The 12,239-nt window shown below is 39.4% G+C and carries 12 protein-coding genes; all 12 read left to right on the top strand.

Features of this window, described 5'->3' with window-relative positions; translation table 11 throughout:
* The first annotated feature begins 119 nt into the window (after nucleotides 1-119).
* Entirely contained in the window at nucleotides 120-578 is a 459-nt protein-coding gene (locus tag T356_RS18245; RefSeq protein ID WP_035780304.1) for a hypothetical protein, read from the top strand.
* 467 nt (nucleotides 579-1,045) lie between these two features.
* A complete protein-coding gene (locus T356_RS0103655) occupies nucleotides 1,046-1,735 on the top strand; it encodes a Pr6Pr family membrane protein (protein WP_026513327.1) in 690 nt (229 codons plus the stop codon).
* A gap of 42 nt (nucleotides 1,736-1,777) precedes the next feature.
* Entirely contained in the window at nucleotides 1,778-2,095 is a 318-nt protein-coding gene (gene trxA, locus T356_RS0103650) for a thioredoxin (RefSeq protein ID WP_026513326.1), read from the top strand.
* A 108-nt stretch (nucleotides 2,096-2,203) separates the two neighbouring features.
* Entirely contained in the window at nucleotides 2,204-2,611 is a 408-nt protein-coding gene (locus tag T356_RS21240) for a hypothetical protein (protein ID WP_197020870.1), read from the top strand.
* 1 nt (nucleotide 2,612) lies between these two features.
* Nucleotides 2,613-3,782 carry a hypothetical protein gene (locus T356_RS0103640; RefSeq protein ID WP_026513325.1) on the top strand — a complete coding sequence of 390 codons (1,170 nt, stop codon included), beginning with the start codon at nucleotides 2,613-2,615 and terminating at the stop codon, nucleotides 3,780-3,782.
* A 206-nt stretch (nucleotides 3,783-3,988) separates the two neighbouring features.
* The gene (locus tag T356_RS0103630) at nucleotides 3,989-4,537 is read left to right on the top strand and encodes a GNAT family N-acetyltransferase (protein WP_026513324.1); all 549 of its coding nucleotides are present in this window, start codon (nucleotides 3,989-3,991) and stop codon (nucleotides 4,535-4,537) included.
* 347 nt (nucleotides 4,538-4,884) lie between these two features.
* Nucleotides 4,885-5,295 carry a hypothetical protein gene (locus T356_RS0103625; protein ID WP_026513323.1) on the top strand — a complete coding sequence of 137 codons (411 nt, stop codon included), beginning with the start codon at nucleotides 4,885-4,887 and terminating at the stop codon, nucleotides 5,293-5,295.
* Nucleotides 5,292-6,098 (top strand): hypothetical protein, encoded by an 807-nt coding sequence (locus T356_RS0103620; protein ID WP_026513322.1) that lies wholly within the window; start codon nucleotides 5,292-5,294, stop codon nucleotides 6,096-6,098. Before T356_RS0103625 ends, T356_RS0103620 begins: the two co-directional genes overlap by 4 nt.
* Nucleotides 6,095-7,768 carry a vWA domain-containing protein gene (locus T356_RS0103615; RefSeq protein WP_026513321.1) on the top strand — a complete coding sequence of 558 codons (1,674 nt, stop codon included), beginning with the start codon at nucleotides 6,095-6,097 and terminating at the stop codon, nucleotides 7,766-7,768. The genes T356_RS0103620 and T356_RS0103615 overlap by 4 nt, the downstream gene beginning before the upstream one ends.
* Before the next feature lie 373 nt (nucleotides 7,769-8,141).
* The gene (locus T356_RS0103605) at nucleotides 8,142-10,421 is read left to right on the top strand and encodes a YceG family protein (RefSeq protein ID WP_026513320.1); all 2,280 of its coding nucleotides are present in this window, start codon (nucleotides 8,142-8,144) and stop codon (nucleotides 10,419-10,421) included.
* Between the two features lie 5 nt (nucleotides 10,422-10,426).
* Complete coding sequence (locus T356_RS0103600) at nucleotides 10,427-11,587, top strand: toxic anion resistance protein (protein WP_026513319.1); 1,161 nt, start codon at nucleotides 10,427-10,429, stop codon at nucleotides 11,585-11,587.
* Nucleotides 11,588-11,643: 56 nt separating this feature from the next.
* Complete coding sequence (locus T356_RS0103595; RefSeq protein WP_026513318.1) at nucleotides 11,644-12,225, top strand: TerD family protein; 582 nt, start codon at nucleotides 11,644-11,646, stop codon at nucleotides 12,223-12,225.
* The last annotated feature ends 14 nt before the right edge of the window (nucleotides 12,226-12,239 follow it).

Raw genomic sequence — 12,239 nt, 5'->3', positions numbered from 1 at the left:
ATCTCCCATTAATAAAAAATGTTTTGTCTATAGCTACGATATATTATAATAAAGCGTGGATTTATTACAATTAGATATTCAAACAAGGTAGTGTATTGTTGACAGAGGTGGAGGATAATATGAAAAAGTATTCTAATGTTTTTGTTGGTATGGCAATACTATTATTTGGATGGATGTGTGCTGTTGTGGTAAGTAATTTTCATGCGATGGAGTATGCTGCTATGTATGGTGGCAGTACATCGCCGTATTTTGCAATTATCTATGCTATCCCTTTTATACTTGGGATAGGAGTGTGCGTGTATTTTAGTGCACCGTTGTTAAAAAAGCTTGCAGCTGAAGCAACGAATATTATATGGGGAATTGTTGCGGTCGCCATAGGCACGGCAACGGTAGCAATAACTTTTTATTCAAAAAGACCGCACAGATATGCTATTATTGGTGGCCCGGATGGACCTACATCGGTATATCTTGCAGGGAAAATAAGTCCGTTGTCATTGATCGGCGGAATAATAGTAGGTTGTATGTTCATCTGCGTGGGAGCTGCAATAATTATCAAGGGTAATAAGAAGGAACAGTAAAGGTAGAAGGGCTTGATATATCGGAAAAGAGCATAAAGAGCAGTACAACTTTAAACAGTACAACAGACTTGCACCTCTCCTATAATAAGGTCAGCTACGAAGTTGTAGGAAAAAAAGTTGATGGAAAATGGAATCTGAAAATAACATTTTATGATAGATACGATTTTGAAACACAGGCATGGGAGGACTCAATTTCAATTGGTTCGATCGTTAAAATACTCAATAATTACGCTGCATATGCGCAGGAAGTAGGAGCGATTGTACCGTATGACATAAAGGTTACTGTGGAAAAATCTTTTTAATATGTAATGAAGAAAGGTCTTGAGAACACTATTCTCAGGATCTTTTTTGCTGATAGCTATAAGATAAAAAATAATATGAGAGGTATGCTTGACAAATTAAATTGCGTGCAATATAATGTTGCAAAACACAAACGGCGAAATCTTTTTTAGAAAGAGGTATACGTCATGAATTCAATACCACAGAAAAAGAAAAAACTAAGTCTCATATTGAAGATCATAGTCATTGTATCAGCATTTGTTGGCACAGCTATAAGTGCTTACGGAGATGGGACTTCATTCATGAACGGCGTTCAGACCTTTATGTATTTTACGACTCAGTCAAACATTGCGATAGCGATTATATGTGCGGTGGGTTATTACAAGATGTCGCAAGGAAAAGATATCGGCAATGTACATTACGTCATTAAATATGTAGGTACTGTCGCCATAACTCTTACAGGCGTTGTCTTTTGCTTTGTGCTTGCACCTACACTCGGAGCAAATGCATGGAATGTACATAATGTGCTCACTCACGTTGTGGTTCCGATAGCATCAATAGTAGACTTCTTTGTTGTTGCGCCAGGTGCGGGAATCAAAAAGAAAAACGCCTTCTATGTTATCATTCCTCCGCTTGTATACGCTATATATGCGGGGATTGCATACGCCAACGGATGGGAGTTTTCTGAAGGCTATAATTATCCGTACTTTTTCCTGAACTGGGGGAGCCCGGCAGGAGCATTCGGATTTACCGATGAGCTTCCGTTTATGGGAAGTGCGTGGTGGATATTGGCACTATTTATTTTTCTGCTGATTGTGGGATATTGCTATCTTACAATAGCAGAGAAGATTGATAAAAATAATAGATCAAGCAAGTAAAAGGAAAGGCGCTGACGGCGAGTCGGTGTAAAGGTGAAAAAAATGGAATACAGATTTACAAAAGAAAATTTTGATTCTGAAGTTATGAACAGTGATATACCGGTATTTATCGATTTCTATGCGGATTGGTGCGGCCCATGCAAGATGATGGGACCTGTAGTTGATGAACTTGCAAAGGATTATGATGGCAAGATAAAGGTTGGCAAGATCAATGTCGATGAAGAACCTGAGCTTGCGCAGAAATACGGAGTTATGAGTATTCCGTACTTTGCTTTCATCAAGAATGGCGAGCTTGTCAGTGATGAGAAGGGCGCAGTACCCAAAGCCAGACTCGAGAGCAAGATTCAGGAAATTGTATAAAAGAGATACAAACAAAGGAAAAGATTTGAATTTGACATCTATGATTGATATAGATACACTATATTTGTAAATATAGTGTATCTATATTTTTGTTTGGAGGAAAAAAAGATGGGTGCGATTTATACAGAGGCACAAAAAGAGGCAACAAGAAGATATGTGAATTCAACCGATCAGATCAGAGTTCGTACAGAGAAAGGTAACCTCGATTTCATTAAAGCTCACGCAGAAGCGATGGGTGAAACAATGGGAGAATTTATAAATAGAGCAATTTCGGAAGCAATATATCGAGATAGAGGAGAGGCTTTAATTGAAACTACTCATAGCGATGAGTATGGAATTTCAGGAAAGCTGCTCTTATCCAACGATGATCATTACGAGATTGATTATATTGTTGATGGTGTTCGAACTATAAAAAAACTTGATTTGCAGAAGGATGTACCAAGTAGTTTCATTTCGGATTATGCGTGGATGTCACTGGAAAATGAATATGAAAACGAATTGTTAGGCGGTGAATAATATGGCTATGTATACCTTGATGCGAAAAAATGAAGAAATAATGATGCTTCAGATAGGTGAAGACGGAAATATTGTTAAGTTGGGAAAAAAAGAAAATATAGCTCTTTTACCGTTGCAGAATAGGATCAATCCCAAGGGAATTATAGAATGGTGGCGTGATCGCGCTATTCCTATAAAGCAGGGGAAGATTGAAAAGATGCTTAGGGATAATGGAATTGAAACGAATGGGTTATTCCTTACACACAATTTAGGACTTAGCCTTACTGATTATTATTGGATAAGGCCTATAGGCTCAGGTCTTACATGGGAAAATGTAAATCTGTTTGATAATGATTTTAAGGAAAATCTTTTACTTGGGAAAATAAACTATAATGATAATGAAGTCGATGAATATCAACCAAATTCTTCTCTTCAGGGAAATTTAGAAAAAACATGGATCATAGATAACGGTGTAAGAAAGCTTGTAAAGGGAAATCATGATATTTATTCCAGTGAGAGTATAAATGAGGTTATCATAAGCGAAGCGATAAAGGAGCAGGGAAGAGAAGCTGTTCAGTACGACCTTCTTCATATTGACGGTAAAAATTACGATTATGGATGCATTTCAGGACTATTTACTTCTCAGAAAAAAGAACTTGTTTCTGCTTACGCGGTAATGACTAGTGAAATTAGATCCAATAATATTTCGGGGTATGAGCATCTGATAAATGTATGCGATAAAAATGGCTTAGATAGAAATATAGTAAGAGAATACTTGGAATTTGAAATCTCGATTGATTTTATATTTAGTAATCGGGACAGACATTTGACAAATATTTCAGTTTTGCGAGATGCTGATACTCTTAAGTTTATTTCCATGGCACCGATTTATGATAGTGGAAAAAGCATGCTGGTTGGGCGTGACATAGTGCCGGTTACTGATAAGTTCGTTCTTTCTCAAGAGGCACAAGGATTTAAGGAAAAAGAGTTGGAATTACTTAAATATGTTCAGAATAGGAAATTAGTAGATGTTCAGAAATTACCGAGTTCTGAATATATAAAAGAAATGTATCATAAAGATTCTCAGGTTAGTGAAGAAAGAATAGAATTTGTTGTTGAAATGTATAAAAGAAAAATCGATATGTATGAGAAGTTCGCCGCAGGAACAAATCTTAGTACAATCAGATTTTGATAGAATAGGTAGATGTTGATATGGGGAGAATGGACAACAAACTGGCAATAGTGACAGGAGCAAATTCCTCGCGAAGATCGAAAGATATGGACCTTGCAAAGAGACTTTACGAATTCAGTGAGCAACTTGTGTCTGGATAAGTGATGCTATAAGTACCCCGCAAAATGTGATATGATAACAGATAAAAAATTTGACGGAGGCAGTATATGACATTTGAGGAAATATCTGTTAATGACAAACTTGGCAGAACAGTAGTAATAAGAAGCGCAAGACCGGAGGATGCGGAAGCGCTGGTAGAGTATATGAAGACTACGTCGGCAGAAACACCCTACCTTATAAGAGAACCTGAAGAGATCACTATTACCAAAGATGATGAAGTGAATTTTATAGAAGGCAAGATGGCCGGCAAGCGAGAGCTTATGCTTGTTGCAACAATAGACGGAAAGCATGTCGGAAACTGTTCATTTACAGGTATTGCTCCGTTTAATAGATTTAAGCACAGATGCGATGTTGCAATAGCTTTATATAAGGAATATTGCGGATGCGGAATCGGGAAAGCAATGTTTGAGACACTTCTTGGTGCTGCGAAGAAAGCCGGCTACGAGCAGGCGGAACTTGAGGTTGTTGCAGGAAATAAAAATGCGATTGCTCTGTATGAGAAATTCGGATTCGAGAAGTGCGGTACATTCCCTGATTATATGAAATACTCTGACGGAACATACGCAGACGCATACCGTATGATAAAAAAACTCTGATCGACATCATATTGCAAAAATCATCACAGCGAAATACATGGATTATCTTAAGACAATTCCTAAAGATCTATATTAAGAAAAAATAATATTGAAAATCGCACTTAAAATGAATATAATGTTTCGTAAAGGTTAATTATTTTGTTTGTAAAAGCGATAAAAAGAAACACATAAATTTGTTTAGTGTTGGCTTTAATACTGGGTTTTGAACACATTTCGACACTGCAACAATGATGCATGAAACATTAAAAAGTGCGGTATCAGACGGAATTATAAGACTTAAGGGGTCACTTTTTAAGTTAGTTTATAAAAGTGGCTCTTTTTTTGCGCGCATTTACCGGGGAAAATGAATGGATAACAGACTTGCAGAAAAGATACGAAAGTATCCCGATGAAATAGCAAAGATACAGAATTCGCTTCAGGACATATTAAATAAAATATCCGTGAGTACGGAAGCCGGAGATGATATGCAGCTTAGGCTTTTGGTTCCACGATTTCGATTTTTAAAATCCATAATAGATGTGTTGAAGGATGATATGAACGATGCTTTGTCCAAACTTGACGACGCAGACAGTGTGACAAGGCAGGTAGTGATGCAGCAGATAATGTTGCTCGATAGTGTTTATGGACAATTGACCGGTGTTGCGGATACAATAAATGTATCGCTTAAAGCGCTGGATGAATCGGATAAACAGATGCTTATGGCAGAAATAATAAAAAGGTGCAGGGATCTTGAGACTGCAGCTAAGGAGCTGAAATGAATAAAGACGGATTAATGAAAAAACACAAAAAGAATATTTTTAGACTTATTATAAGTGTTCTCATTTTCTTTTTGACACTTGTCATAAAGATGGTAGTGGTGAAACAATCAGATACGCTTATTGTATATGAGGGAATAAGATTCTATGGCGTGGTTGCAGCGATCACTACGATACTTTTGATAATTGCTCTTGTAGCGGCAATTGTGATGGTTGTATTGTTTATGTTATCCGGTGCGGAGCTCAGAAAGCAGATCGCGATCGAGTCGGCCGGTTCACACACCGATCCTGTACTAAAGGTGAAGGGCAATCTTGATCCCGTTCAGATCAGAAACAGTCTTACGGCAGAAGGCAACAAGTGGCTCAGCGTAATACCGCAGGTTAATCCGGCTGAAGCAGAAGAGATGAGAACCATCCTTAATAGTGTAGATGCGACTATGGCTCAGATGGATGATTATCAGCTTAGGTTAAAAAATCTTTTGGACAGCAACGGAGCGGATGCTCTCAGAGATACAGAGGAAGTGCTGGACGGTGTTGAACAGCACATCTGCAGAAATGTCAGAAAACTTCTTAATATAATGACGGTATCAAGTCCGAATACACAGAACGATCTCGATGTTGTTGAACTTACAGCTAAGAATTGTGCAGAAGATAACAACAGACTTTTAAAGACTACAAAGGAGTTTATTGTTGCGGTCACTGAATTTCTCAACTCACAGGGCGACAGTGGAAGCGGCATAAACGAGGTTGAAGTATATAAGAATGCTCTTACTACACAGATAGAAGAGGGAGGAATCTATTCATGAAAAAGAAAGTTTTATCAGCGCTGCTCGCAGCAACTATGGTTGCTGCTTCGCTCACAGGATGCAACAATGTGCGTTCTGACGGAGCTGTAAGTAAGCTCACAGAGGAAGAAGCCAAGAAAGAATTGAAATCGCTTATGACGAAAGTCGATGTGAGTACCAATTCAAATCCGACTTTGGATATCTATGCCGAGGATGTTTCTGAGGCGGATACGCTTGCGGATATCGAAACATTTCCTATTACAGTAACGGGAAATGGAGAGATCAATATTGAGATTGCAGCGGCAACAGAGCTCTCAGCCGAGGCTCCGGATAACTGGCTCAATGAAGTTGCTCAGAAATTTAACAGCGCAGGATACGATATTGACGGCAGAAGCGTTACCGTTTCGGTTCGTAAGATCACATCCGGCGAAGGCGTTACATATATCACTGCAGGCGGATATCAGCCCGAAGTGTTTATTCCAAGTAATGCTGCATGGGGAATGATGCTTGATGCTTCAGGATGCAAGACAGAGACGGTTGCAGATCGTATAGCCGGCAATACTGCAGGTATCCTCATTAAAAAAGACGTTTACGATACATTTAAAGAAAAATATGGTGATGTTACCGTAGGAAATGTTCTTACTGCAGCTAATGCGGGAGACATCGATTTCGCATATACCAATCCGTATACATCATCAACAGGACTTAATGTACTTTGCGCTATGCTTGCATCATTTGATGCGGCAGATCCTCTTTCAGATACCGCAACAAGTGCACTTATGGAATACCAGAAGACATCTCCTCCGGTTGCCTATACAACAGCCGTTCTCAGAAATCAGGCTGCTAAGGGAATCATAAATGCAATGGTTATGGAGAAACAGGCATATTCCAACACACCTGAGCTTAAGAATTATATCTACACTCCTGTAGGAATAAGACACGATCATCCTGTTTACACTTTTGAGTGGACAACAGATGAAGAAAAAGCAGCGGCAAGAATGTTTGTTGAATTCTGTCAGAGTGCTGATATGCAGAAGCTCGCAACAGAGAAGGGCTTTAACCAGGACGATGACTATGCTGCACAGGATACAGGAATGTCAGGTTCCGATTATATTGCGGCACAGAAAGTCTGGAAGAAGAATAAAAACGGCGGAAGACCTATTGTGGCTGTGTTTGTAGCTGATATATCCGGATCAATGGATGGACAGCCTATCAATTCACTTAAGCAGTCACTTATAAGCTCATCAACATATATCAGTTCGGATCATCACATCGGACTTGTAAGTTATTCGGACAATGTTACTATTAATCTTCCGATCGCACAGTTTGACTCCAAGCAGAGAGCATATTTCTCAGGAGAGGTAAAAAATCTTTCTGCAGGCGGAGGAACAGCGACATATGACGCTGTACTTACAGGTATGCAGATGCTTGAGGATTATGCAGAGACAGTTCCCAATGCAAAGCTCATGCTGTTCGTACTTACAGACGGCGCTCAGAACACGGGATATTCTTTGAATCGTATCACTGATGTTGTAGGAGGACTTAAGATTCCCGTATACAGCATTGCTTATAACTATGACAATGTAAAAGAGCTTGAGACACTTTCAGGAATAAATGAAGCTGCTCAGATCAAGGCAAACAGTGATGACGTTGTAAACCAGCTCAGAAATCTGTTTAATGTAAATCTTTGATATAAAAAAATAATAAGAAAAATCATAGACTCGGATGTGAACATACAGGTTCCATCCGAGTTTTTGGTTTGATAGAGGAAATGTTAAAAAATTTTTTCATTTTTTAGTTGATAAATCGTTTCAAAATATGTAAAATAATATTACACTACAGTTAATTATTGTGTAATTTCTGTAAGTGTGATATAAGTGTAGAGAGTACCTGCAATTGATTAAAGGGCAGAGAATTCATGCGGATTTATGCTTGGCAAAAGAAGTAAAGCATCTTATAAGATTATTTCTTGCGGTTATCAAGCTGTTAACGTATGCGGTTGCGTAGGAGATGATCACAGATGCTTTTTTTATGCATAGATATAGATATTAGAGGATAACGACAGTGTTAAGACATATTAAAACCACTAATTTGGATGATTTCTTTAAACGCCTCGGCGAAAGAGCGGAAAAGGGAGTCTACTTCTACCGTATCAACGGATACAACGAGAAGATAGATGCCTTTATACGCAAGTATTACGAGGATGCGAGGAAATCGGGAGTTGTAATTGAAGGCAGGATTCCAAATCCTGACGAAAAGAACCTTTCATACTATAACGAGATTATGGGAATGGATTTTCAACTTAGTTTGGGATTCATTTCTGACAGGATAAAAAAGTGGCTTCCCAGAATGAATGATTATCAGAGGGAGGCAGTGTCCACAGCAATCTATGATTGCCTGGATAAGCTGCATAAGGCCGGCAAGAATGACAACATGCTAAAGAACGCCTACATAAAGTTCATGTGCTGGCTCTATTACAAGTTTGAAAGAGTTCTGAGCAAGCTCGGAAATGATGATGTTCCAAAGATATTGTATGAAGCGGATATCAGTAATTATGAGCTGATGCTTATATCGATCCTTTCCAATGCCGGTTGCGATGTCATATTGCTCCAGTATAAAGGGGATGCTGAGTATCTGAAATTAGATCCTCAGTCACAGACATCTGATGCGCTGACTTTCATTGAAGGATTGGGAGCATTCCCCGACGGATACAGTTTGAAAAAAATCCGTGACGATATCAGAGATACCGCAAATAATGCGAGGCTATACGGAACATTACCGAGTATTACCAATTGCACAAATGCATGGATAGAAGAAAACAAGATCCTGGACAGCGTCAGAACACCGATCGCACTTCGCGGAAGCGACAACAGATTTTTTTACAACTGCTTCTGCAGGATAAAAGGTGTTGAAGATAAATTGACATATGTAAATGAGCTGTATCAGATGGGACTTGAGATAAAAAACAGTAAGAGAAACCTGATGGTAGTGAACGGCGAGATACCTGTTCCGACCATGGAAGAAATATCTCAGGTGCGCAGAAAAAATGCGTATCAGAGTCCGGATCAGGCGATTGCCGATCTTTCAACAAATATCATATTTGCATCAAGTGCCGAGATACAACGACTGATAAATAAAGCATTTATAGATGTTATGCTCGCGGAATCCAAAGTCGCGGGAATGAACCTTAACAAATTGATAAATAAAGGTGTTTACCTGATCTGCTGGATAAAGCGCTACGCGTTTAAGATACTGGTAAATTGGAAATCGCCGGAAGTCGGTTGCTTTATACATTTCGGAGGTTGCAAAAATGAAAATGAAAACCTCTTCATGAAGCTGATGGCAAGGCTCCCTATCGATGTACTGATCTTTGTACCAAATTTAAACGAGAATTGTACATTGAGCGATCCGCTGCTGTATGAGCAGCACTTTACGGACAGCCTGAATGTGCAGAAGTTTCCGAGTGAAACGACAGACCTTCATGTGGGCACATCTGCGTACCATGCAGAGCGCGAGCTCGATACACTGATGTATCAGGACTCCGGTATATACAGGAATCAGCAGTATGCAAGAGCAAATGCGATAACACTTAATACGATGTATGAAGAAATTCCGATCCTGTGGAAAGAGGAAGTTAAGTACAGACCGAATTTCGCCACAACGGAAAATGTTGTGAGCATACCGGTTATTTTTTCCAAGGTATCGGGAGTAAAGAACGGCGACATAAACGGTTATTGGAACAGCATAAAAGAGCTGCTTAAAGAAGATACATACCTGATAACGGAAGCTCCTCACATAGAGCAGAATGCGCCAAATCCAATGAAAGTTTTTGCAACTGAGTTTTTCAAAAACGGAAAACTCCAACGCAATAAGATCAAAGATCATAAAGATTTTCCGTATGCTTTCCTCAGGGAAGAGATACAGGATCATATGCTGGATAAGTTGCAATTACTTATAGATCAAAAGGTTATAAAAGGAACCTTTGAAAACGGAACTGAGTATACCATCATCGGAACGGTTCTTAATCTTAGTAAAGATTTGATAAGAATGATACAGAAGTTTGACTTCACAAAGAAAAATCCGAAATTGATATACGTCAATGCCGGAGAGAAGATGCTGAGTCTTGAGGATTCGATAGTGGTTGCTTTTTTGAATCTGGTCGGATTTGATATTTTGTTTTTTGTTCCGACAGGCTATCAGAATGTTGAAAGATATTTCAATACGAGGCCGTTTGAAGAGCATCAGATCGGTGAATATGTATATGATTTACAGATTCCGAATTTAAGATTATCACCATCAAAATTAAGCAGTACGCTGCGAGATATGATTTTTAAGAGAGGTTAAAAGAAATGGGATTAGATTTTAGCAGAACACAGACCGCACAGGCGGCAACAACTTTGAATGTAGGTGCGCCTGCAGCAAAAAATGAGATTGAACCTGTAGAGCAGTATGACATCGTTGCAGACAGAGAGCAGATGAGCCGTGACCTGGTTAATTCTGAGGAAGTAGATGCACTTTGCAGTCAGCTCGAAGTAAATAATCTCGATACCATCGTTTCATTCGGTGCAGAGGTTGCGGAAGAGATTTCAAAGGCTTCCGATGTTGTTCTTAACAGCATGACACTTTCACAATTGGATGATTCAAGCGCAATGCTCAAGACATTGGCAAATATCATGGCAAAGTTTGACATCGAAGAGATCAAGGAAAATCCGGGACTTTTCGGTAAGCTCTTCGGAAATCTTAAGAAGCAGCTTGAGAAGATACTAGCTAAGTATCACACAATGGGTGACGAAGTTGACAAGATCTACGTTCAGCTCAGAAGTTATGAGGACGAGATCAAGCAGTCAAACCGCAAGCTCAATACAATGTTCGAGTCAAACGTAGCATATTATCATCAGCTCGTTAAATACATACTTGCAGGTGAGCAGGGATGCAGAGAGTTGGAAGAGTATATCGCACAGCTTCAGCAGAAAATGCAGGAGACAGGCGATGCTTCACTTCAGTTTGAGATCACAAGCATGCAGCAGGCTCTTATGATGCTCGAGCAGAGAACTCAGGATCTTAGAATTGCAGAAAACGTAGCAATGCAGTCAATTCCTATGATCAAGACAATGGAGTTCAGTAACTACAACCTTGTCAGAAAGATCAATTCAGCATTCATCGTTACACTTCCTGTATTTAAGCAGGCTCTTGCACAGGCAATCCTCCTTAAGCGCCAGAAGATCCAGGCAGAGGCAATGTCTGAGCTTGATAAGAAGACAAATGAGATGCTTATCAAGAATGCACAGAATACTATCGAAGTATCTAAGAATACAGCAAGAATGGCATCAGGCAACTCAATTCAGATCGAGACGCTTGAAACAACATGGAGAACTATCACATCGGGAATTGATGAGACTCAGAGAATTCAGGAGGAAGCACGTCAGAAGAGAATTGACGATCAGAAGAGACTTGAGGCTATCAAGGAAGACTTTAATCAGAGATATAATATGCCGGCAAATCAGAATTAATATTTTACCGCCTGATAACAGGCATTTTGTATATACATTTTTAGGAGGAAATTGAAATGAGTATTAATCTTAGTAAAGGACAGAAAGTTGATTTGACAAAGGGCAATCCAAGCCTTAAGAGCATTATGGTCGGACTTGGATGGGATGTAAATGCATTTGATTCGGGAGCTGATTTCGACCTTGATGCATCTGCATTTTTGCTCGGATCATCAGGCAAGTGCCCTACAGAGAAAGAATTTATTTTCTATGGAAACCTTGAGCATTCAAGCGGCTCTGTTAAGCACATGGGAGATAACCTTACCGGTGAAGGTGAAGGCGATGATGAGCAGGTTATGGTTAATCTTAGCACAATCCCCGATAACATTGAGAAGGTTGCATTTACAGTAACAATCTATGACGCTGAGAGAAGAAGACAGAACTTCGGTCAGGTTTCAAATGCGTACATTCGTATTGTTGATGAGGCAACAAATACTGAGCTTATCAGATACGACCTCGGTGAGGATTTCTCAATCGAGACAGCTGTAGTTGTCGGAGAATTGTACAAGAAAGACGGCGATTGGAAGTTCAACGCAATCGGTAGCGGATTCCAGGGCGGATTGGCAGCTCTTTGCGGACATTATGGAATAGATGCTGAATAACAGATAAGGAGAGA

The organism is Butyrivibrio sp. LB2008, assembly GCF_000621565.1.
In the GTDB taxonomy this organism is placed as follows: Bacteria; Bacillota; Clostridia; order Lachnospirales; family Lachnospiraceae; genus Butyrivibrio.
The sequence above is the reverse complement of the archived record's forward strand: the minus strand, read 5'-3'. Positions and strand labels throughout refer to the sequence as shown.